Below are 23,094 nucleotides of genomic sequence, written 5' to 3'. Positions count from 1 at the left end.
AAAGGAAGAGAAAAATATTTGTGATTAAAATATTAAAAAACTTTTATTGCATAGAAGGAATTGATGGAAGCGGGAAAACAAGCATCGCCAATAAATTGAAAGCTCTTTGCAACGATGAATTAAGGTATTATTTTACAAAAGAACCATCAAGCGGAATAGTTGGAGAAATGATAAGAAAACAATTAATGAATTTTGAAAATCCTTTAAAAGAATCAACATTTGCATATCTTTATGCTGCAGATCGACATGATCATTTATATAAAAAAGATGGAATACTAGAAATTTTAAAAACAAAATCGACAAAAATAATAACTGATCGCTACTTATTCTCATCAATTGCCTATCAAGGAAAACTAGGATATGAATTAAATAAAAATTTTCCATTACCTGAAAAAGTATTCTTTATTGAAACAGCTCCAAACATAGCCTATGAAAGAATACAAAACAATAGAACACAAAGTGATCTTTTTGAGCTTGAAAAATATCAAACTTTTGAACAAATTGCTCTAAAATATTTGAAAATATTCAAAAAACTGGAAAAAAAAATTAATGTAATTTATATTGACAATTCAATAAAAGATAATTTGGATAAAAACGCAAAAAAAATTTTTAATCTAATAAAATTCTAATATAATTAATCATATGATTAATTATATTTTTAAAAATGTCACCTTCCAAATAAATTTAATTATTTTACTTCTTTTAGCATCGGTTGTAAAGATAAATGCATCGTCCAAATTTTATTATGCAGAACAATGGTATATAATCTTTAGCTCTCAAATGAAAAAAAACTCTGAAAACTATAAAAAAAATATATTTTTTCTTCAAAAAGCCTTAAAATACCCATTTGGAAATCCAAAATACTCACTAACTAAAATTGAAACTAAAAAGCAGTGGGAAAAATATAAACTGCTTTTCAAAATGCATGTAAACTTGCTTCTAGTTAAGCAAAACTTACATTTAGGAGATTTATTCGACACAAGAAATTTATATTTTTTCAAAACTCCAGAAAAAAATGGAATTATTTCCAATCTAGAAAAATCAAAAAAATTATATAAACTGGCTATTAATTACTACAATGAAGCACTAAAATACCACAAAAAACTTGAAAATTACAAATTTGTTAAACTAGAAAACGATGGAATAACAAACTGGGAAGATGAATATCATAAAATTTCTCTTAAAGAGCCTAATTACTATAACATTATTAAAAAAGAACTACTAAGAATTGAAGAAACTAAAGAATTTTTTGAACAAAGGCCAAACTATTATTAAAAAAACTCCTTGCCCGCTTTGGAAAAAAAAATTTTATTTATATAATCCTTATTTAAAGAAAACTTAAAAACAAGGTCTTTAAAATTATCCTTACTCAAAATACTATATTCTGAGAAAAGAGTTATTAGGGCTCTTTCTGCTAAAAAAGGCAGTTCTAAAATATTCCTTAAAATTTCAGATCTAAATTCACATGCTTTTTCACTATCTAAAGAATTTGCAAAATTAGAATTTTCAACATTGGTGCTTAGCGCTACAATTTCATTTTCAAGAAATTTTTTATCTCCTTGTGAATATAGCAAAGCAAATGGCTTTAAAAACGAAAAAAAATATTCCTTGCCTACAAGATAATGGTGCATTAAACATCTTGTAGAATAATTTGGGTAAATAGCAGATTCAATATCTTCATCGCCACCAACAATAAGCAAAGGATCAAAATAAGGGGCTGGAATTTCTTTATTGTTGTAAAAATAATACCTATACGAAAAAAAAGATTCTTCCATGCAATCAATGTGCCCACAATAAGCCCCAAGCTTATAAATCTTGTCTGAATATTCTACCAAAAGTTTAGCAGTATCATTAAAAGATTCTTTTCTAAAATTATAAAGCAGCGTAGGCAATATAAATAAAATATTCTCATTTAATGAAATTTTATTTAAAACAAAAATTAAACGTTCATCATAAAAACATGCTTCATCAATAATAAAAGTACCACAACTAGGATTAGAAGCTATTAAATTTTCAATATCAAAAGAGTTGCTAGCAAAACCAATTTCATCAATTTTATCTTTTCCACCACCTCTATATGGTATTACGTTTTCTGGATAATCTTGAAACCTTCTTTTGTCTAAAAAATTTCTAATAAAAAATACATTAACCCTGCTTCTATTTCCTTTAATAATATTACCCAATACCTTGAAAGATTTTTTTCTTACAACAAGCGAATCTTTATAAATTTTTGCAGCATATTCTGTTTTTCCACTTCCCATAGGTCCAACTACAAGAATTAAGTTTATTTTTACTTTAAAATCAAAATGACTAATAGAAACAATGCTATTTGATAATTTAGTATCTTCTTTATTAGCAAAGTCCAAACAAAAACCCAAAAATCCTCCCCAAAGTAAATTAAAATTCAATTGAATAAATAAAAACAACAAAAACCATTAAAATTAAAAAGCCTAAAAATTGATAATTTAATTTTTTATTAAATTTTTATTCAAGTTATTATTCAAAAGAACAATAATTTTCAAAACCATCATCATCTAACAAAGCTTTCTTTATTTTTAGTTTATTCTTCTCATAAATTTCAATATAATTAAATTTTTTAGAACCATTAACTTTTCTATAAATTGAAACCAAGCTTCCAACCAGATAATTTTTAATTTCTACCAAATTAGATCCAAAATATTTTTTTTTGCTTATCAAGCTTGATCTAATATCTAAAACAGAAGTTTTTTCAAAAAATAAATTTAAAGCATTTGACATGAAAAAATCTTTAATATCAATCAAGAACAACTCCCTAATCCCAAGACTATTAAAATTGTAACCCAAATTGTTAAAAAGATTGCACTTAAAAGTATGCAAAGCAAAGGTATAAACATCTCTTTTATCAGGATATTGAACCTCAATCATATCAACATACGGGTAAACAGAATAATTTATTTTATAGCCAAGCAAACTATTCTCATAATAAACTGGAGATTTATCTTTAAAATAAATTTTATTAAAATATTTGCTATTTAAACTAAATTTGTTGTCAAAATCTACTATCCCTGAAAAAATACCTACTAAAACTCCATCTTTGAGTATGACAACATTGTTTTTATTATCAATGCAATAAATTCCTGACAAACTTTTATAATCTTCTAAAAATTTCCTCTTCATGTCGGGATCCTCTAAAAGATCATAAAACATTTTATATTCATTTATTGTCTCGGGTGGAAATTTTTTAAAAACCTTATAAGCTTCAGCAGGTTCTAAAAGTTTGTATTTTAAAAAATAAATGCCGTGAATTCCATTATATTCTTTAATTTTGCCCTTAAGAAAAGAAAACAAAGAAACAGAATTGTCATAATTAAAATTGGAATTTCTAAATATATAATTAATGTTTTCGGTTGTAAAGAAAAAATTTTCTTTTGATCTAATAGTATTAAAAATGCTAAAAAAAAATCTATCTTCTTTTAAAAACCACTTAAAAAATAAAAAATCATTACCATATAAAGAAAAAGCTTTAAATAAAATTTTTTTAAAATCATCTCCAAAGCTTTCAAGTCTTCCAGAAGCTTCAAGCCTCATACAGATCAAATCTTTATCTATTTGCAATTCTTCATTCAAGTTTCCATACAAAGTAATAATTTCTTCATACATACTCTTATTTTCATTTTGTCTTAAAAGCAACGAAAAATAATAAGCGTATACTTCTTTAAGAGCTGTTACTTTAAATTTATTAATATTAATTGCTTCTTTTAATAAATAAATTTTATCCGTTAAAGCAACATTCTCTTTTAATGAAAGCTCATAAAGAGCATCTGAAGCTAGCAAATTGAAATCAAGAGATCCATAAATTAAATCATTCCCTTTTTGTAAATTGGAAAAATTTTTAGACTCATTAAAAAGAATACTTGAAATATCTTCATCTTCTTTAACTGAAATTGCATATAGGTTTATAGAAATAAAAAGAATGAAACCCATCTTTAAATAAAACATAAATACTTACCTAACCTTTTATATCTTCCTCCTTTACTCCTTTTGCATTAGAGTCTGAAGAATCTGATAAAAATAAATTGTATTCATCTTTATTAGCTTCAAAACCCAAAAGCTCTCTTACTTCTTTATCTGTCAAAGTTTCTTTTAAAACAAGTTCTTTTGCAAGCCTAACAAGTTGATCCTTATGCTTTACAAGGATATCTGACGCCTCTTTTAAGCATTCTTCAAGTATTCTTTTCACCTCTCTGTCAACTTTATCGGCAGTGTTCTCAGAATAAGCCTTAGCCTTTGAAAACTCTTTTGGAAGAAAAATGGGTGCTTCATCATCTACTAAAAATATTGGACCAACTTCTTCACCCATTCCCCACTCTGTAACCATTTTTTTAGCCAAACTAGTAGCTTGCATTAAATCATTTTGAACACCCGCTGTTGTAACACCTAAATTTATTTGCTCACTAGCATAACCACCATAAAATATCTTTATTTTATCAAGAATTTGGTGCTTATTTATTGAAAGCCTATCTTCCCTTGGAAGAGAAAATGCAACACCAAGTGCCCTGCCCCTTGGAATAATGGTAACCTTGTGAAGTGGATCAGCATGTTCAAGATAGTAGTGAAGCAAGGCATGGCCTGCCTCATGATAAGCCGTCTCAAGCTTTTGCCTATCAGTAATAGTCATGGATTTTTTTGCAACCCCCATCAATATTTTATCTCTGGCTTCTTCCATATCCTTCATTAAAATTTCATTCTGATTATTCCTTGCGGCTATTAAGGCTCCTTCATTAATTAAATTTGCAAGATCAGCACCACTAGCTCCAGGAGTAGCTCTTGCTATTACCTGTAAATTAATATCTTTTGAAAGCTTTGTTTTTGCAGAATGAATATTTAATATTGCCTCTCTTTCCTTAATATCAGGCAAAGAAACTGTTACTTGCCTGTCAAATCGTCCGGGCCTAAGCAAAGCAGAGTCAAGAACATCTGGACGATTTGTAGCAGCCATAACAATTACATTGGTATGCGTTCCAAATCCATCCATTTCAACCAACAGCTGATTAAGAGTTTGTTCTCTTTCATCATGACCACCGCCAAGCCCTGCGCCACGACTTCGACCAACAGCATCAAGCTCATCAATAAAAATAATACATGGAGAATTTTTTCTAGCATTATCAAATAAATCTCTAACACGACTTGCTCCAACCCCAACAAACATTTCAACAAAATCCGAGCCTGACATATGAAAAAAACTAACTCCAGCTTCACCGGCAACGGCTTTGGCAAGCAAAGTCTTGCCAGTACCTGGAGAGCCAACTAAAAGCACTCCTTTGGGAATTTTTGCACCTATTTTTTCAAATTTTTTTGGATTTTTAAGAAATTCAACAACTTCGCGAAGCTCCTGCTTAACCTCTTCTTGACCAGCCACATCTTTAAAGGTGATTTTATTCTTTCCAGCTTCATACTTTTGAGCATTACTTTTTCCAAATGTAAAAACCTTTCCACCACCACCTTGAGTTTGACGAAATATAAAGAAAAAGAAAATAAAAAATAAAATCCATGGCAAAGTTTGTAATAACACACCAATCAGAGAAGCTTGACTTTTTCCTGAGCTAAGCTCAACTTTTTTACTTTTTAGTTCTGAAAGTAAATTTATATCAAGATAGGGAATACTGGTAGAAAAATAAGACTTTGCAAAGTTAGAACCCTTGACAACAAATTGAATCAAATTTTTATCAATTATTACTACAGACTCAACTAGACCATTGTCTAAATAACTCTGAAAAGTGCTGTAAGGAACATTTTTATAGCTCCCCCCCCCCCTTATAAAATATGACATAAATATTGCTGAAATTAGAAAAACAACAACAAGCCCTAAAATCCAATTTTTATTCTTCTTTTTGTTATTAGATTTTCCATTATTATTCATATTATTATTGCCATTCATTCCTTTAAAAGCCCTCCAATCAAAGATATACTAATTTTTTTAAGAATGCTTTTTTCACTCCATACTAAGTTTAAAGTATTTAAATCAACAATTCCAATTAATCTGTTATCTAATGCTAACAACATTAAATAAATTGGATTACACCTTATAAACTTAGAAAAAAATTTTTTTGCTTTTAATCTATCCTTAAAAAATTTATACCTAAACTCATAAGAACAACATTTTAATCTTGATACAGAATCTACATTACACTCTAAATATTTTAACAAAATCTTACCTAAAGATAAACTATGCCATTTACCAACTTCCAAAATAAAATCAAAAGGTTTGTAAAATTTTTCATCCCTTTTAAAAATCAAATTAATTTTATTATGCCTTTTTTCTAAAAAAAATTCATTGGTTTTTAGCAAAACATTATTTTTCTTTCTATTAATTTCTACTTTAAATGCTTCATTAAGAGCTTTATAGGAAATTTTAGCTGCAATTCCTTCTGAATTTAAAATTTTAAAAATCAATCTAAACACCAAATACTTAGGAAAATCTAAAAAAGTTTTCAAGTCAAAAGAATAATAATATTTGCCCTTCTCAACAGGAAAAAATTCATCTTTTTCAAAATAATCCACAAATTCCTTTGAAAATTCAGATATTCTTTTAATACATTTTTCATATCCTTTAAAAACCTTTTTTATAGCGGGTAGTAAATTATTTCTAACTCTATTTCTTAGATATAAATCTTGAGCATTTGTACTATCAACGAAAAATCCAATATTATTCAAAGATAAAAAATTTTCAATTTCTAGTCTTGAAACCCCAAGCAAGGGTCTTATAATGTTTCTATTGACACTAGGAATGCCTGAAAGACCATCCAAAAAAGATCCTTGAAAAAATCTCATAATTATTGTTTCAATTTGATCGTTTTCGTTATGAGCAAGTGCAATATAATCTGCACTATTTTCTTTAAGAGCATTTCCTAAGGCAGTATATCTGCATTCTCTTGCAAGCTCTTCAATAGATACTCCCAACCTAGCTGATTCACTTTTTATATCTATATCACATTTTTTAATTTGTAAAGCAACATTGTAAAGATCGCAAAACCCCTTTACATGCTCTATCTCTTGATTTTGTTCATTATCAGATCTAATAAAATGAGCAAAATAAAATGCAACAACATTATTGCTTAAGTAATATTTTAAATTCAATAGCAAAGCTGTAGAATCAGCCCCACCAGAAAAAGCAACAATAACCCGATTTTTATTTAAAGAGTTTTTTTTATAAAATTTATCTATTTTAATTTGTATATTATCGTCTAAAAAATGCATTAAAAATTACTAGAATTGATTTTTTGAACCTTATTTTTAAAATTAGCTTTGCTAATATCAATAAGCTCATCGCTTAAAAAATCATACAATTTTTCAAGCCTATCTATTTCATCCTTGCGAAATCTAGAAAGAACAAAACTCTTTATATCGCACATAACGTTGCTTCCAACCCCAATATAAAGTCTACTATAATTAGAGCTTCCAAGAACACTTGAAATTGACCTAAGACCATTATGAGTAGACACGCCACCTCGCTCTTTAAGCCTGCATTTTCCCAAAGGAAGATCAACATTATCAAGAACCACTAATAAATTATTTATACACATATAAAAATCTGAAAATATTGAAGGAAATAAAGACCCACTTAGATTCATATAGGTCAATGGCTTAACCAAAATTACACTTCCAGAAATCATTTTTAATTCTGAATATTCATATTTTTTTTTTCTTTTTAAAAAAAGGCCATTTTTAGAAACAATTCTATCCAAAAGAGAAAAACCAACATTATGCCTAGTTAAAGAAAATTCCAATCCAGGGTTTCCTAATCCAAGTATCAACAACCCCATAAAATCACTTTATAATAACAACTTCCAAATTCTCGTCATTTTCTGCAAGCCTAACATTAGAAGGCAACACAAGATCTTTAAGAAGAACGCTATCCCCTTTATTAATAGGAGTTAAATCAAGCTCTATAAATTCTGGCAAATCCAAGGGCAAAGACCTTACCCTAACCCGCTCTTTTAAAACAGTCAAAATTCCACCCTCTTTAACCCCAATAGAAGCTCCAATAAACTTAATAGGAACATATTTTTCAAGCTCAACATCCCTATCTACTTCGTAAAAATCAATATGATAAATAAGCTTGCTGGCAATATTTTCTGCGACATCTTTAACAAAAACGCATCTTTCAAGCTTGCCATCATCTAATATTAAGACAGTATTATCCGTAAATTTTGCAAATTTCTTATTAAACTCACTACTTTTAATTCTTAAGTGTGAAACACCATTGCCTTGACCGTAAACAACAGCCGGTATTTCACACTTAGCTCTTATTCTGCGAGCATTAGAAGATCCAAAACTTGACCTATATTGGCAACTTAAAATCCTGCTATTTTCCACCAAAAAACTCCTAATGTAAAATACTGGGACGGAAGGATTCGAACCCTCGAATGACTGGACCAAAACCAGTTGACTTACCACTTGTCGACGTCCCAAATACCTTATTAATACTTACAATTGACAAGCATACAAGATACAACGAGCTTTGTCAACAATTATCTAAAAATCTAATTCAAGTTCAAGATCAGCTGGATTTTCTCTTATATATTCCTTAAAAATAGAAGTTTGCAAAGCTTTTCTAAAATCTTGACTAATAGGATGTACAATGTCTTTATATTCACCGACTCTAGTTCTTCTGTTGGGCATAGCAATAAATACTCCCTTTTGACCTTTAATAACTCTAATATTGTGAAGAACCAAACAGTTATCAAAAGTAACTGCAACATATGCTAATAATTTAGAACCCGAATTTTTACTATCAACTTTCTTAATCCTTATGTCTGTAATATCCACTTATAAGCCTCCCGCAAAAAGTACATAACTTAAATCTAAAATATTTTCTATTTTTTGTAAACATATTTTTATGATATTTTTAGTTTTTTTAATTAATTTTAATTAAACTAAGCAGCCATTAAGGATAAATAATGATTCCTTTGGACCATATTTTTTCAAGCTCATAGTATTCCCTAGATTTTTCACTCATTAAATGAATTACCAAATTTGAACCAGAAACAACAGTCCAATCATAAACCAAGCCTTTTCCTTGAACATTAAGATTAATTTTTTTTTCTTTAAAAAATTTAATTATTTTATCAACATATAAAGCTTCCATTTGCTTAAATGATACAAAAGTAGCTATTATAAAAAAATCAGTCCAATTGCAAACATCACTAACATTAATACCTATAACATCAATTCCATTAAAATCACTTATTATTTTACATAAATCATTAATATCATTTACTTTTAACATATCTTCCATCAAAATCATCTCCTAAAATAACTATTACATCAGGATTAATATCAAGATTATCAAGCTCTAACAATCTTTTAGTTTGAACTTCAGAAATTGGCTTAATATTTGAGGTTTTAATTGCTTCTCCAACCCTAACAGCCATTTCTAAATTATCCGAATTATTTATAATCAAGGTATTTTTATAAGAATTTTTATCTGCATTGCCAAATTTTAAAACTTTAAATTTTAAAGAATTAAAAATATTTGCTGTTTTTTTTGCAAGCCCAACAACTTTTGTTCCATTCAAAACAACAATCTTTACTATCTCTTCTGCGCCTTCATTAACAAGTTCTTTGTTTAATTTATCCACCGATTCTTTTAAAATAGCGCCCCCATAATAAGGAAAAACTACCTTTATCAAATTATTATCATTATCCTTAAAAATCTCTTCTTGTCCTTTAATATTAATAGAAATAATTTTATCATTATTTATTTTATAATTTTTAACAATATATTTAAAAACAACCTCTGAAAGGTTAGTATCTAACATAGAATATATTTTAAAAAAATTGTCATTTTCAATACCAAAATCCGAAATTTGAAAAAGAAGTCTTTTAAAAAACTCTTTAAAAAATTCAATTCTCTCTTCAAACTGATTAACATCATTAAAATATCTCAAATAATCATACGCTTTATCACCATCAAAATTAGAAGTACCAGAGGGTATTAAAATAGAATCCTCAAAACTATAAACTTTTACTGGGTTTTTAACAAGAAGCCTAACTCCCCCTAAATAATCAATAAGTTTAACAAAATTTTCTTTTTGAAACCGAATATAATAATCTGATTCATGAGATAATTGTGTATAAATTTTAGATAAAAATTTATTAAAAGAATTTTTTTTATAAAGATCTTTAAACCAAGATATATTCCCTTTTAAATCTTCATATCCAGTATGAATTGGAATATCTAAAAATCCAATATTTCCTGTTTTCATATTAATAAAAATTTCTTGCATACTTATAAGGTTTTTGTTAAGATCTTCTATTAGGAACAAAAAACTAATATTACTCTTTGTATTAAGCTCAAAGTAAACCAACTCTTTTTTTGAGCTTCTAATAAAAAAGACTGCTACACTTGCTATTATTAGAACAATTAAAAATAAAAAAATTAAATCCTTTTTCAAACATTTACCTTTTTAACATACAAATTATTATCTTTAATGTATTTTAACACACCAAAAGGCAATAAATAGCTAACTGGAAATCCATTTGCAATTCTATTTCTAATCTCTGATGAGGAAATCGGCATTATTTTATTATCTATATAAATATGCTTAAAAAAACTTTTAAGTCTCTCTTTGTAGATTCTGTGAGCAACAACAAGGTCAACAGAGCTTACAATGCTTTGGGGATCTTTCCATGAATCAAAATTTTGAAAAAGATCATCACCAATAACTAAAAAAAGTTTGGCGTTTTTGTATTTTTTTTTAACACAAGAAATAGTATCAACGGTATAAGTTATACCACCATTTATTATGTCACAATCATCTATAAACATTTTATCTTCATTTTCTAATGCAAGCTTGAGCATATCTATTCTATTGTTAATACTAACATCCTCATCAATCAATTTATGAACTGGATTGCAAGTAGGAATAAATATTACCCTGTCAATATTTAATAAATACTCTATTTCTTTAGCCAAAAAAATATGTCCAATATGGACTGGATTATAAGTGCCTCCTAATATTGCAATTCTCATGATTTCTTTCCTAAATCAAATCTGATATTCAAAAATCAAGCCTTAAAAATAAAAAATACCACAATAAAATCAATTTTATTAAAAAGTTTTAGCCAAAATAAAAAATTCTTTAATAAGTTCATCAATTCCTCTATTCTCATAAATAGAGATGCCAATAACCTTTTCTTTTCCTAAGGTTTTTTGCAAGCAATCAAAATTTTTCTCAGCACCATCCAAATCGAGTTTGTTGGCAATAATAATTTTTTTTTTATTAAAAAGTTTATGGCTATAAGATTTTAATTCATTTAAAAGAATGCTGTATGATTCCAAAAAATTTGCTTCAGAAACATCAATAATCAAAGCTAAAATTTTAGTTTTGGCAATATGTTTTAAAAATTTAGTTCCAAGTCCTACTCCAAAGCTAGCACCTTTAATTATTCCCGGAATATCTGCAATAATTAAATCATTATAAGAGCACCTCAGCATGCCAAGATGAGGAATCTTTGTTGTAAAAGGATAATTTGCTACCCTAGATTTTGCCGAAGTTATTCTATTAAGAAGAGAAGACTTACCAGCATTGGGTAAACCAACAAGCCCGATATCCGCCACCAAAAAAAGTTCAAGGCGCACGTTTAAACTATTGCCCGCTTCTCCGGGTTGAGCAAATCTTGGAATCCTTCTAACTGAAGTTTTAAAATTCCAATTGCCAAGACCTCCTCTGCCACCTTTTAAAACAACAAATTCGTCATTTAAATTTTTAAGCCTATACAAAAGAGTTCCATCATTTTCATTATAAACTTGTGTATTTGGGGGAACAAAAAGGATTAAATCTTTACCATTAGCACCACTTTTTTTAAAACCCATTCCAGCTTTACCATTTTCGGCACAAAGAACATGACCATTTTTATAAAAAGATAAAGTGCTAAGATCTTCTTTCACTTTGAAAATTACACTCCCACCACTCCCACCGTTTCCACCATCTGGACCGCCTTTTGCATTAAACCTTTCTCTTAAAAAAGAAACACACCCAGAACCACCATTACCTGAAACTACCGTTATATTTACAGAGTCTTTAAAGTTGTACAAACTTTCTCCAATCTTTCAATTAAAGCTAAAAATCTCCAATTTTCAATTAAAACTAAACAATACTTACATATTTTCGTCCCCTTAAAGTTTTAAACTCCACCTTACCAGATGAAAGCGCAAATATTGTATAATCTCTTCCAAGACCAACGTTTTTACCCTTATGGAATTTTGTACCTCTTTGTCTAACAATTATTTCTCCGGCTTTAACAAACTGACCGCCACTTCTTTTAACTCCAAGTCGCTTAGATATAGAATCTCGTCCATTTTTTGAACTACCACCACTTTTACTTGTTGCCATTAATTTTCCTCCAAAACTAATTTAATATCATCAGGATACTCAAAACATAAATCATTTATTCCTCTAATTAAAAATCTACTATAATAAAAAAGACTTTTTTTGCTCAAATCCTTAAAAAGGGACTTAAATTCTAAATAACCTCTTTTTGAATTTTTCACAAAAAAAACCTCACCTTCAAGATCAAGAACGCTAAAAAAGGTTCTCAAAATAAAAGAAAAAGAAGAACAGACAACGTTAACATTATTCTTGCTTATAGCATGACCATTGGCTGAAAGATAAATGATTACATCGTCTTTTACTTTTATTAAAACATTAATCAATTACTTAAAAAACTATTTCATCAACCAAAATATAAGAATAAGTTTGTCTGTGCCCAACCTTTCTCTCGCTTGATTTTCTTCTTCTGTATCTGTAAGAAACAACCTTTTTATCCTTTTTATCTTCTTTATAGGTACATCTAATAAGAGAATTTACAACATACGGCTTTCCTATTTTAACCTCTCCACCTTTATTAATAAGCAAAACACTATTAAATTCCAACTTATCTTTTTCAATAGGAGAAATTTTATCTATTTTTAAAAATTCACCTTCAATAGCCTTATATTGCTTGCCATTTATTTCTACCAGTGCATACATATATTACCTCAACTAAACATTGTAAATTTAATAAAAAAGAAAAGTCAAGCATTAAATTAATTATACCTTACAAGGGAATTAACTTCATAACTTTCAAGGCTTTGTCTACCATTAATACTACAAAGTTCAATAAAACAAAAAATATCCTTAACCTTGCCTCCGGCTCTCTCTAGCAAAACTACAGACGACTTTAAAGTTCCGCCGGTAGCTAATATATCATCTATTAAAAGAATATTGGAATACGCCCTAACATCATCTTTGTGCACCTCTATTCTTCCAAAACCATATTCAAGCTCATACTCTTCACTAAAAACCTCTCTGGGTAATTTGCCCTCTTTTCGAATTAAAACAAGAGGAAGTTGCATTTTTAAAGACAAAGGAGCCCCTATCAAATATCCCCTGGACTCCACAACCGCAATACAATCAATCTTTTTTAAATTATAAAAAGAATATATCTCATTTATTAATGAACTATAAACCTCAGGTTTTAGCAACACACTAGTAATATCATAAAAAAGAACACCCTTTTTAGGAAAATCGGGTATTTTTGAAATAAATTGATCAAAATACTCTGTCTTATTTTTCATAACCTACTTATCCCATCTATATGTTTATACATTTTTTCAAAATAGCAAAGCCAAAAGCCCAATTTATTTTTTTACAGGGGGCTCTGGAACAAGATTATGTAAGTCTACCTTTGGTATTTCATCATCTTTAGCTCTTGTCCAAATTTTGCTTCTGCCAAAAATCCAAACTTTCCCCTTAGTAATAAGATTCCCCGTTTTACTATCAACGCTCATCTCGGAATTATAAATTTTACCGTTTTTAGGATCTATTATTTTGCCTCTATCCCACTTTTTAGAAGAAGAAGAATACTTAAGGCCCCACATAAAATCAAGCCCCTCTATTGCAAGATTTTCAAACCCAACTACAGTGTCTCCTGAAGGATTTTTAGCATCATACTTTTTGCCATCTTTTATTATAGTTAAAATTCGGCCATAAACTTCTCCATTATATTTATAAACATAAATAATAGAATTTTTTATGTTACTCACATCATTATAGCCAATCCAATACCCCAAAACTTCATTCTCAAAACCAGGGCTTTCACCCTTATTCACAATTTCTTTTTCATTTGAATCTTCTGAATTTGCAAATAAAAGTATTGAAAAACAAAAAAAAAGAAAAAACTTTGAAAAAACTCTAATCATCAATCCTCCTTAAAACTAAATAATCCTAAATTATGGCTCTTTTTTTTAAATTACTAATACTAATTTAAGGTAGCTAATTTAAAAATTAGCTACAAAGATCATTATACAACTTATTTTATAATTTCAATTATTAAGATAAAAACCCGGACAAAAAATATAAAATTAAACAAAAACACAATGGATAAATTAATTGTTATATGGGACAATTAATGCTAATATTAATAAAGTTAATTGTCTTGAAGGATTTAACCGTGGTAAGAGGAATTTATACAGCTGCCAGCGGAATGATGGCAGAAAGGCGAAAGCTTGACACAGTATCAAATAATTTGGCAAATATAGATCTTATTGGATACAAAAAAGATTTGTCCATTCAAAAAGCATTTCCAGAAATGTTAATAAGAAGACTAAATGATGATGGCCTTTATAAATTTCCCAAAGGGCATCTTGAAACAGCTCCAGTTGTAGGCAAACTAGGAACAGGGGTTGAAGAAAATGAAATATACACAGTATTTGAACAAGGTCCATTAAAAACTACTGGCAATCCATTAGATTTAGCGCTCACAGATCAAGGATTTTTCGTAATACAAACTTCAGATGGAGAAAGATACACAAGAAACGGTTCTTTTACTATTGGAAAAGAAGGAATCCTTGTTACAAAAAGCGGATTTCCTGTTCTAGGAGAAAAGGGATATATACATCTTAAAAAAAATAATTTTAAAATAACGCCTCAGGGACAAATTTTTTACAATTCAAGCTTTGAATCAGACCCAAAAAGACTTATTAGTGAATATGAAAATTCTTGGGAAAATTATGAACTGCTTGATACTATTAGAATTGTAAATTTTGAAAATCCCAGATTCCTCAAAAAACAGGGAAATTCTTTATGGATCGATACAAAAACATCTGGCAAAGCACAAGAAATTGATGTATCATTAAGGCCTAAAATAGAAACAGAAACACTTGAGGCTTCCAATGTTAATGCTGTTAAAGAAATGGTTTTAATGATTGAAATTAACAGAGCTTATGAAGCTAATCAAAAAACAATACAAACTGAAGACAGCCTCTTAGGAAAATTAATAAATGAAGTTGGAAAATATTAAGGAGCATATTTTATGATGAGAGCATTATGGACAGCAGCAAGCGGAATGACTGCCCAACAATACAATGTAGATACAATTGCTAACAATCTTTCAAATGTAAATACTACAGGATTCAAAAAAATAAGAGCAGAATTTGAAGATTTGATTTATCAGACCCAATACAGAGCAGGAACCCCTGCAACTGAAAATACTTTAAGACCGCTTGGGAATCAAGTTGGTCACGGAACAAAAATTGCTGCAACTCAGAGAATATTTGAACAAGGAAAAATGCAATCAACTAATTTACTCACTGATGTTGCTATTGAAGGAGATGGATTTTACAAAATTCTTCTACCCGATGGAACTTATGCATATACTAGAGACGGATCATTTAAAATAGATTCTAATCGAGAGCTTGTAACAAGCCAGGGATACAAGTTATTACCTAATATATTTTTCCCAGAAGAATATATCCAAAACTCAATTACAATAACCGAGCAAGGAATGGTGTCCGTAAAAATTGATAACAGCAACGAACCAATAGAGCTTGGACAAATTGAAATATCAAGATTTGTTAATCCTGCAGGACTAAGTGCTATTGGAAGTAATTTATTTAAAGAAACAGCTGGATCAGGCCAAGAAATAGCAGGAATACCAGGAAGTGAAGGCATGGGAAGGTTAAGACAAGGCATACTTGAAATGTCAAATGTATCTATTGCTGAAGAAATGGTAACAATGATAGTAGCTCAAAGAGCTTATGAAATAAACTCAAAGGCAATTCAAACTTCTGACAATATGTTAGGAATTGCAAATAACTTAAAAAGGCAATAAAATAAAAAAAAGATTATTAGTTTTTATTTTATTTTTAACAACAAGCCCAATTATAAGTGCCACTCATAATTTGTGCTTCAATATTACTCCTAATAAAGCGTATTTCTTTTCAAAGAAGTATTCAAAAATATGCAACAATCAAAGTTTATCAAAAATATATATCCCCCCACACTTAACAAAAAAATCAATAATTTTTGAAATGATCTATTATATTACAAAAAATTTATCAAATGAAAATATCTATATACTTCAATTTAACTTTGATGAATCTGAAATAAACATAGAAGATAAATTTTTCAAAAAAATAAAATTTAAAGTAAAAAGCAACAACTCGTACAAAAATATTCCAATTCAAAAAACTATGGTTTATTATGCTAAAAACTTTGAAAGCTACAAAAGACATAATTACATTAATATGTATATTGATATAATCGAACCAATTGTATTTGCAAAAGAAAATCTAAAAAAAAATGAAATCCTTAATGAACACAACATATACTTTAAGTACAAAATTAACACAATAGGAATAAACGATGTTTTAAGTCTAAATGAATTAAACGACAGTAAATATAAAGTTATACGCAACACAATAAAAAATGAAGAGATAAGATTAAATAAAGTGCAAAAAGAATAATGCATCATTTCATCTTACGCAATCTAAAAATTATTATTATTAATTTTAATTTGCCTTAATACAGACAATATTCAACAAATTAAAGATTAATTAGCAATTTGACGAAAAAAAGTTTAATTAATTGCAATAATTGATATAAAATAATAGATATTAAAGAAATAAAATAAATAGGGTAAAAAATGAACAAACTAATGTTGATGTTAATTACATTTGCAACAAGTCTATTAGCCCAAACAAACAAAGATTCAACAGGACTAAAAACAGAACAATTATTTAACAATAGCCTTTCTGAAAGCGTAAAATTAAAAGAAATTGCGGATATTTATCCCACAAATACAAATTTTTTAACAGGCATTGGAATAGTAGCAGGGCTTGCTGGAAAAGGAGACTCTACAAAACAAAAAGACCTTATAATTAAAATTTTAGAAAAAAGCAATACAACAAATGAAATAGGCTCTAATAATATAGAAAGTAAAAATATTGCAATGGTAAATGTTAGCCTCCGGGGGGGGGTAACAGGCAATACAATCAAAGGTTCAAAACACAAAGCTTACATTGTACCAATACTAGACTCAAAAGATTTAACAAATGGAATACTTTTACAAACAAATCTTATAAATAAAAAGGGAGAAATAATAGCAATTGCATCAGGAATTATCAAAACCAACAATAAATTAAAAGGATCCGGATATACTCTAGATAGTGTAATAATGAATGAGAATCAAAATATTAACCACAGTTATAATATACCTCTTAAAAAAGGAAATTATACATTAATAAATAGAATTCATAAAATATTGACCTCTAAAAAAATCAACAACAAAATTAAATCAGACAGCACAATAGAAATAGAAGCAAAAAACATAAGCTTATTAGAAGAGATTGAAAATATTAAAATAGAAACAAATCCTAAAATATTAATAGACAAAAAAAATGGTATTATCCTGGCAAGTGAAAATGCAAAAATAGGAACGTTTACATTTTCCATTGAAAAAGACGACCAAAACATTTTAAATAAAAATAATAAAACAACAATTCAAGTAAACTCAATGAAAGTAAATGAATTTATATTAAAAAATTCGAACAATCTTAGCAATAAAGAATTAATTCAAATTATTCAAGCTGCTAAAAAAATCAATAAGTTAAATGGAGCAATTATTTTGGAGAAAATTGATGGAAACTAAAATTAATTCACAAAATCTAAAATTTAAAAATCAAATACATAAAATAAATAATTTAAAAAATTCTTTGGAAATAAAAAAATCCTTTCAAAAGAATGAAGAACTTCGAAAAGCTTCTTTAGAATTTGAAGCTATGCTTATCAAGCAAATGCTTGAAAGCATGAAAAAAACTCTTAACAAAGATCAAAATTTACTAAACGGAGGGCAGGTAGAAGAAATTTTTGAAGACATGCTTTGCGAACAAAGAGCTAAACAAATAGCACAAACTCAAAGCTTTGGACTTGCCGATTTAATTTACAATCAATTACAAAAAAAGTAAATAATTTGAAAAACACCCCCCCCTCAAAATTATATCCAATTTAATTTAAAAATAACTTTAAACTAAATTGGCACAATTTTTGCATGAAAGTTAAGTAGTAAAAATTTAATCACAATATTCAAGAAAGGGGAGAAAATATAATACTATGAATATATTTAGTAATGAGGATTTAAACATATATTTAAAATCGGTAAGAGAACACAAGCTAATTACTCACGAAGAAGAGATTAAACTTGCAGGACAAATACAAAGAGGCAATGCAAAAGCCAAAAACAAGATGATAAATGCAAATTTGCGACTTGTTTTAAAAATAATAAAAAGATATGCGGGCAAAGGGCTAAAAATTGAAGATCTAATTCAAGAAGGCAACTTAGGATTAATAAGGGCTGCTGAAAAATATGACCCAAATAAAAATACCAAATTTTCAACTTATGCATCATTTTGGATTAAGCAATCACTACAAAGAGCACTAAACACTAAAACTAGGTTGGTAAAAGTCCCATACAGAAAAGAAAATCTAATACTACAAATAAATAAATATTTAACAGAAGAAGAAAAATCGCCCAAAAAAGAAGAAATAATGAAAAGATTCAACCTATCTCCTGCCCAGTATATAAAAATCATTCCCTATCTTGAAAAAGAATATTCTCTGGACAAAGAAATAGAGGGATCTGAGAATTCAACACTATTGAATCTATACGAGGATAATTCTTTTAATCCTGAAATTACCCTTGAACAAGATTCAACTTTAAAACATTTGAATTATATACTTGAAACAAAATTAAATGAAAAGGAAAGATATATAATCAAAAAAAGATATAACCTAGACAATAGTCCCAAAAAAAGCACCTTAAAAGACATTTCAACAGAACTTGGAATATCATCAGAAACTGTAAGACAGATTGAAAAAAGGGTTCTTAAAAAACTAAAAGAAGAGATAAATTAACATTGACATTCATGACGTGTTCTGGTCTACTTTTAAGTCAGTGGTCATGAATGTTTATATTTTATATTAAAAAAAACAAGTTTATTATTGTAATTTTTATTATAATTTCTATTGCTATTACAATAGCTCAGGTATTTGCAAGTTTTTTCCATTTTAACAACAACTCAAAAGTTGCGAATGTCTCACTTAAAAATAGGCTTGAAGAAATACAAAAAGAAAGCTTAATAATAACAAACAACAAAGAAGATCAAAAAGCCAAAAGCAAACCTAAGTTTTACTTAATCATCGACGACGTGGGTTATGATGAATTTATGTTAGAACAATTTATAAAACTTAATCTTAAAATAAATTATGCTATTATTCCATTTTTACCAAAATCAATGAGTTTATACAAAAAACTAAAAAATGCTAACAAAACAGTAATAATACATTTCCCAATGCAATCAAAACATAGAAATTCAATAGAAAAATTTCATATAAGCATAAAAGATAAAAAAGAAGAAATACAGAAAAAAATCGAAAAAGCATTTAAAAAGTATCCTGATGCAAAAATAATGAATAACCATATGGGAAGTTTAATCACTTCAAATAAAGATTTGATGAAAATTATTTTAGAAAAGCTTAAAGAGATTGACAGGTATTTTTTCGATAGCGTAACTATTGCAGGAGGCATACCGGAAATAATAGGCAAAGAAATTGGGGTTAAAGTAGAAAAAAGAGACGTATTTCTTGATAGTAAAGATACAGAGGGGTCCGTAATCAAGGAGCTTGAAAAAGCAAAAAATATTGCTAGAAAAAACGGAGTGGTAAAAGTAATCGGACACATTTGGTCTAAAAATACGCTAAAAGTCCTTAAAAAAGAAGGACCTAATTTAAACCGGGAATTCGAATTTGACAACTTATTAAATCTTTACGAGGAAACAATCAGATGAAAGTGCTTGGAATAGAAACCTCTTGTGACGACTGTTGCATAGCTGTAGTAGAAAATGGAATTCATATTTTAAGCAATATAAAATTAAATCAAACCGAACACAAAAAATATTACGGCATAGTACCCGAGATTGCTTCAAGGCTTCATACTGAAGCTATTATGTCTGTTTGCATAAAAGCACTCAAAAAGGCAAATACTAAAATATCTGAAATTGACTTAATAGCTGTAACATCTAGGCCTGGACTTATTGGGTCTTTAATAGTTGGATTAAACTTTGCCAAAGGTCTAGCAATTTCATTAAAAAAACCTATTATTTGCATTGATCACATCTTAGGGCATCTTTATGCCCCTTTAATGCACTCAAAAATAGAATATCCATTTATATCATTATTATTAAGCGGTGGACATACATTGATTGCTAAACAAAAAAATTTCGATGATGTTGAAATACTTGGAAGAACTCTAGATGATGCTTGTGGAGAGGCTTTTGATAAAGTAGCAAAACATTATGACATGGGATTTCCGGGGGGTCCAAACATCGAACAAATATCTAAAACTGGTGATGAAAATACATTTCAATTTCCAGTTACCACCTTTAAAAAAAAAGAAAACTGGTATGATTTTTCATACTCTGGACTAAAAACAGCTTGCATACACCAACTCGAAAAATTCAAAAGCAAAGATAATCCAACAACAAAAAATAATATAGCTGCAAGCTTCCAAAAAGCTGCCTTTGAAAATCTAATCACCCCACTAAAAAGGGCAATAAAAGATACTAAAATCAACAAATTGGTAATAGCTGGCGGTGTTGCAAGCAATTTATATTTAAGAGAAAAAATAGATAAGCTTAAAATACAAACCTACTACCCTCCTCTTGACCTTTGCACAGATAATGGAGCAATGATTGCGGGACTTGGATTTAATATGTATTTAAAATATGGAGCAAGTCCAATCGAAATTGATGCAAATTCAAGAATAGAAAATTATAAAAACCAGCATGGAGGCAAAAAATAATGAAAAAAATTTTAGCAATGCATGATATTTCAAGCATGGGAAGAACATCTCTTACAATGTGCATACCAGTAATATCTTCGTTTAATATGCAAGTTTGTCCTTTTGTGACAGCCGTCCTTTCTGCTTCCACAGCTTATAAAAAATTTGAAATAGTAGATTTAACCGATTATCTGGAAAAATTTATCAATATATGGAAAGAGCAAAATGCACACTTTGACATACTATATACCGGATTTTTGGGAAGTGAAAAACAACAAATAACAATAGAAAAAATAATTAAATTAATAAAATTTGAAAAAACCGTAATTGACCCTGTGTTTGCTGACGATGGAATAATTTACCCTATATTTGATAATAAAATAATTGACGGATTTAGAAAAATTATAAAGTACGCAAACATAATAACACCCAATATCACAGAACTTAAAATGCTAAGCAAAAGCTCACAACTTAACAACAAAGATGATATCATAAAAGCAATATTAAATCTTGATATAAAAGGAATAGTAGTTGTTACAAGCGTTAAAAAGGGGGATCTTTTGGGAAACATTTGTTACAACCCTAAAAACAAAGAATACTCCGAGTTTTTTTTAGAAAAATTAGAACAAAATTTCAGTGGAACGGGGGACTTATTTACTAGCTTGCTTATAGGATATTTGGAAAAATTCGAAATAGAACGGGCCTTAGAAAAAACAACAAAAGCTATTCACTTAATAATAAAAGATTCAATTAAAGAAAATGCTTTAAAAAAAGAAGGGGTTCGGATTGAAAATTTTTTAAAAAATACATTTTAGTAAAAAGAAAATATTTGAATTGCAATACATTATAGAATAAAATGTACAAAAAATCTATTAAAAAGCGAGTGCTTTATTATTTTTATGAGTAAACAAACATATGTCAAATAAAAAAATAATATTTTTTACAGGAGGGGGGACTGGGGGGCACGTATTTCCAGGAATATCTATAATACAGGCATTAAAAGAATTTGACAATGAAATTGAATTTTTTTGGATAGGCAAAAAAAATTCCATAGAAGAAAAATTAATCAAAGAAGAAAATAATATTAAATTTATTTCGGTTCCATGTGGAAAACTTAGACGCTATTTTTCTTTTCAAAACTTTACTGACTTTTTTAAAGTAATACTTGGAATAATAAAAAGCTTCTACATTTTACACAAATATAAACCTCGTATTATCTATGCAACTGGGGGATTTGTTTCAACCCCCACAATTATTGCATCTAGCCTGCTAAAAATCAAAAGAATAACCCACGAAATGGATTTAGACCCCGGACTTGCAACAAAAATTAACTCTAAATTTGCAAACAAAATACACATAAGCTTTAAAGAAAGTGAAAAATACTTCAAAAACCATAAAAACATTGTCTATACAGGATCTCCCATAAGAAGAGAATTTTTAAATCCAAATCCCAAAATCATCAAACAACTAACCCACAACACTAACAAACCAATTGTTAGTATACTTGGAGGATCTCTTGGGGCTAATGCTTTAAACAACCTTGCACTCTGTATTAAAAAGGATATTGAAATCTACTTCATCCATCAATCGGGAAAAAACTTAAATGACATCAGAGAAGATAATTACCTAAGAAGACAATTTTTTAATGCAGAAGAAATGGCAAGCATAGTTAAATTTTCCAATATAATAATAAGCAGAGCTGGAGCTGGGGCAATAAAAGAGTTTGCAAATGCTAAAACATGTGTAATTTTGATTCCATTTAAAAAAGGCTCTAGAGGAGATCAAATTAAAAATGCAAAACTACTAAAAAATCAAAATGCTTGCATTTATATAGATGAAGATGAAATTGTAAATACAAATATTTTAAAAATTATAAAAGAAACTTTAAAAGATAGAGAAAAAATTGAATCACTCAAAGAAAATATCAAAAAATTCAACAATAATAATTCTTCAGCT

27 protein-coding genes, 1 tRNA gene and 1 pseudogene are annotated in these 23,094 nt (G+C 28.4%); 12 read left to right on the top strand and 17 right to left on the bottom strand.

The genetic code is table 11. The features are described from left to right. The first annotated feature begins 20 nt into the window (after nucleotides 1-20). Both tmk and LRB30_RS02680 read left to right on the top strand, forming a co-directional pair. Nucleotides 21-629: a dTMP kinase gene (gene tmk / locus LRB30_RS02685; protein ID WP_231018918.1), complete on the top strand. Its 609-nt coding sequence runs from the start codon at nucleotides 21-23 to the stop codon at nucleotides 627-629. Nucleotides 630-642: 13 nt separating this feature from the next. Further along, on the top strand, nucleotides 643-1,275 hold the full coding sequence (locus LRB30_RS02680; RefSeq protein WP_231018904.1) for a hypothetical protein: 633 nt from the start codon (nucleotides 643-645) through the stop codon (nucleotides 1,273-1,275). Here the strand turns inward: LRB30_RS02680 and LRB30_RS02675 are convergent. From LRB30_RS02675 to LRB30_RS02595, 17 genes are all read right to left on the bottom strand, one after another. Continuing rightward, entirely contained in the window at nucleotides 1,272-2,378 is a 1,107-nt protein-coding gene (locus tag LRB30_RS02675) for a thymidine kinase (RefSeq protein ID WP_231018902.1), read from the bottom strand. The genes LRB30_RS02680 and LRB30_RS02675 overlap by 4 nt on opposite strands. A gap of 118 nt (nucleotides 2,379-2,496) precedes the next feature. Then, nucleotides 2,497-3,978, bottom strand: coding sequence for a hypothetical protein (locus LRB30_RS02670; RefSeq protein WP_231018900.1), 1,482 nt, complete (start codon nucleotides 3,976-3,978; stop codon nucleotides 2,497-2,499). A gap of 10 nt (nucleotides 3,979-3,988) precedes the next feature. Next, nucleotides 3,989-5,917, bottom strand: coding sequence for an ATP-dependent zinc metalloprotease FtsH (gene ftsH / locus LRB30_RS02665; RefSeq protein ID WP_231018893.1), 1,929 nt, complete (start codon nucleotides 5,915-5,917; stop codon nucleotides 3,989-3,991). Beyond that, nucleotides 5,914-7,236, bottom strand: a complete 1,323-nt coding sequence (gene tilS / locus LRB30_RS02660; RefSeq protein WP_231018885.1) for a tRNA lysidine(34) synthetase TilS — start codon at nucleotides 7,234-7,236, stop codon at nucleotides 5,914-5,916. Before tilS ends, ftsH begins: the two co-directional genes overlap by 4 nt. Beyond that, nucleotides 7,236-7,802, bottom strand: a complete 567-nt coding sequence (gene pth / locus LRB30_RS02655) for an aminoacyl-tRNA hydrolase (protein WP_231018869.1) — start codon at nucleotides 7,800-7,802, stop codon at nucleotides 7,236-7,238. Before pth ends, tilS begins: the two co-directional genes overlap by 1 nt. Nucleotides 7,803-7,806: 4 nt before the next feature. Continuing rightward, entirely contained in the window at nucleotides 7,807-8,355 is a 549-nt protein-coding gene (locus LRB30_RS02650) for a 50S ribosomal protein L25/general stress protein Ctc (protein ID WP_231018866.1), read from the bottom strand. A gap of 23 nt (nucleotides 8,356-8,378) precedes the next feature. Beyond that, nucleotides 8,379-8,450, bottom strand: a tRNA-Gln gene (locus tag LRB30_RS02645). A gap of 64 nt (nucleotides 8,451-8,514) precedes the next feature. Next, nucleotides 8,515-8,808 (bottom strand): DNA-binding protein SpoVG, encoded by a 294-nt coding sequence (gene spoVG / locus LRB30_RS02640; protein WP_002557374.1) that lies wholly within the window; start codon nucleotides 8,806-8,808, stop codon nucleotides 8,515-8,517. A 118-nt stretch (nucleotides 8,809-8,926) separates the two neighbouring features. Next, on the bottom strand, nucleotides 8,927-9,277 hold the full coding sequence (gene rsfS, locus LRB30_RS02635; protein ID WP_231014450.1) for a ribosome silencing factor: 351 nt from the start codon (nucleotides 9,275-9,277) through the stop codon (nucleotides 8,927-8,929). Continuing rightward, nucleotides 9,252-10,436: an LCP family protein gene (locus LRB30_RS02630; RefSeq protein WP_231014451.1), complete on the bottom strand. Its 1,185-nt coding sequence runs from the start codon at nucleotides 10,434-10,436 to the stop codon at nucleotides 9,252-9,254. Before LRB30_RS02630 ends, rsfS begins: the two co-directional genes overlap by 26 nt. After that, on the bottom strand, nucleotides 10,433-11,014 hold the full coding sequence (gene nadD, locus LRB30_RS02625; protein ID WP_231014452.1) for a nicotinate (nicotinamide) nucleotide adenylyltransferase: 582 nt from the start codon (nucleotides 11,012-11,014) through the stop codon (nucleotides 10,433-10,435). The genes LRB30_RS02630 and nadD overlap by 4 nt, the downstream gene beginning before the upstream one ends. 78 nt (nucleotides 11,015-11,092) lie before the next feature. Beyond that, the gene (gene obgE, locus LRB30_RS02620; RefSeq protein ID WP_231014453.1) at nucleotides 11,093-12,079 is read right to left on the bottom strand and encodes a GTPase ObgE; all 987 of its coding nucleotides are present in this window, start codon (nucleotides 12,077-12,079) and stop codon (nucleotides 11,093-11,095) included. A gap of 52 nt (nucleotides 12,080-12,131) precedes the next feature. Continuing rightward, entirely contained in the window at nucleotides 12,132-12,377 is a 246-nt protein-coding gene (gene rpmA, locus LRB30_RS02615; protein ID WP_231014454.1) for a 50S ribosomal protein L27, read from the bottom strand. After that, nucleotides 12,377-12,697, bottom strand: coding sequence for a ribosomal-processing cysteine protease Prp (locus LRB30_RS02610; protein ID WP_231014455.1), 321 nt, complete (start codon nucleotides 12,695-12,697; stop codon nucleotides 12,377-12,379). The genes rpmA and LRB30_RS02610 overlap by 1 nt, the downstream gene beginning before the upstream one ends. Nucleotides 12,698-12,701: 4 nt before the next feature. Then, nucleotides 12,702-13,013, bottom strand: a complete 312-nt coding sequence (gene rplU / locus LRB30_RS02605; RefSeq protein WP_231014456.1) for a 50S ribosomal protein L21 — start codon at nucleotides 13,011-13,013, stop codon at nucleotides 12,702-12,704. A 56-nt stretch (nucleotides 13,014-13,069) separates the two neighbouring features. After that, a complete protein-coding gene (locus LRB30_RS02600) occupies nucleotides 13,070-13,600 on the bottom strand; it encodes an adenine phosphoribosyltransferase (protein WP_231014457.1) in 531 nt (176 codons plus the stop codon). A gap of 63 nt (nucleotides 13,601-13,663) precedes the next feature. After that, the gene (locus tag LRB30_RS02595; protein ID WP_231018863.1) at nucleotides 13,664-14,224 is read right to left on the bottom strand and encodes a DUF2147 domain-containing protein; all 561 of its coding nucleotides are present in this window, start codon (nucleotides 14,222-14,224) and stop codon (nucleotides 13,664-13,666) included. 251 nt (nucleotides 14,225-14,475) lie between these two features. Between LRB30_RS02595 and flgF the strand changes: the two genes are divergently transcribed. From flgF to murG, 10 genes and pseudogenes are all read left to right on the top strand, one after another. Further along, nucleotides 14,476-15,324 carry a flagellar basal-body rod protein FlgF gene (gene flgF, locus LRB30_RS02590; protein ID WP_231014460.1) on the top strand — a complete coding sequence of 283 codons (849 nt, stop codon included), beginning with the start codon at nucleotides 14,476-14,478 and terminating at the stop codon, nucleotides 15,322-15,324. 12 nt (nucleotides 15,325-15,336) lie between these two features. Next, on the top strand, nucleotides 15,337-16,134 hold the full coding sequence (flgG, locus tag LRB30_RS02585; protein ID WP_231014459.1) for a flagellar basal-body rod protein FlgG: 798 nt from the start codon (nucleotides 15,337-15,339) through the stop codon (nucleotides 16,132-16,134). 199 nt (nucleotides 16,135-16,333) lie between these two features. Then, a complete protein-coding gene (locus LRB30_RS02580) occupies nucleotides 16,334-16,768 on the top strand; it encodes a hypothetical protein (RefSeq protein ID WP_231018859.1) in 435 nt (144 codons plus the stop codon). A gap of 179 nt (nucleotides 16,769-16,947) precedes the next feature. Further along, complete coding sequence (locus LRB30_RS02575; protein ID WP_231018857.1) at nucleotides 16,948-17,952, top strand: flagellar basal body P-ring protein FlgI; 1,005 nt, start codon at nucleotides 16,948-16,950, stop codon at nucleotides 17,950-17,952. Continuing rightward, on the top strand, nucleotides 17,942-18,268 hold the full coding sequence (locus LRB30_RS02570; protein WP_231018855.1) for a rod-binding protein: 327 nt from the start codon (nucleotides 17,942-17,944) through the stop codon (nucleotides 18,266-18,268). The genes LRB30_RS02575 and LRB30_RS02570 overlap by 11 nt, the downstream gene beginning before the upstream one ends. 145 nt (nucleotides 18,269-18,413) lie before the next feature. Further along, nucleotides 18,414-19,214 carry an RNA polymerase sigma factor RpoS gene (rpoS, locus tag LRB30_RS02565; protein ID WP_002557358.1) on the top strand — a complete coding sequence of 267 codons (801 nt, stop codon included), beginning with the start codon at nucleotides 18,414-18,416 and terminating at the stop codon, nucleotides 19,212-19,214. Nucleotides 19,215-19,264: 50 nt separating this feature from the next. Next, nucleotides 19,265-20,146: a divergent polysaccharide deacetylase family protein gene (locus LRB30_RS02560; RefSeq protein ID WP_231014465.1), complete on the top strand. Its 882-nt coding sequence runs from the start codon at nucleotides 19,265-19,267 to the stop codon at nucleotides 20,144-20,146. Then, nucleotides 20,143-21,184: pseudogene (tsaD, locus tag LRB30_RS02555) on the top strand (tRNA (adenosine(37)-N6)-threonylcarbamoyltransferase complex transferase subunit TsaD). Before LRB30_RS02560 ends, tsaD begins: the two are co-directional and overlap by 4 nt. Then, the gene (locus LRB30_RS02550) at nucleotides 21,159-21,953 is read left to right on the top strand and encodes a PfkB family carbohydrate kinase (protein ID WP_231014466.1); all 795 of its coding nucleotides are present in this window, start codon (nucleotides 21,159-21,161) and stop codon (nucleotides 21,951-21,953) included. Before tsaD ends, LRB30_RS02550 begins: the two are co-directional and overlap by 26 nt. 100 nt (nucleotides 21,954-22,053) lie before the next feature. Beyond that, nucleotides 22,054-23,094 (top strand): undecaprenyldiphospho-muramoylpentapeptide beta-N-acetylglucosaminyltransferase (gene murG, locus LRB30_RS02545; protein WP_231018851.1); only part of this gene is annotated, 1,041 nt, incomplete at its 3' end.

Origin of the sequence: Borreliella americana, assembly GCF_021043605.1 — a bacterium.
Taxonomy (GTDB): Bacteria; Spirochaetota; Spirochaetia; order Borreliales; family Borreliaceae; genus Borreliella; species Borreliella americana.
The sequence above is the reverse complement of the archived record's forward strand: the minus strand, read 5'-3'. Positions and strand labels throughout refer to the sequence as shown.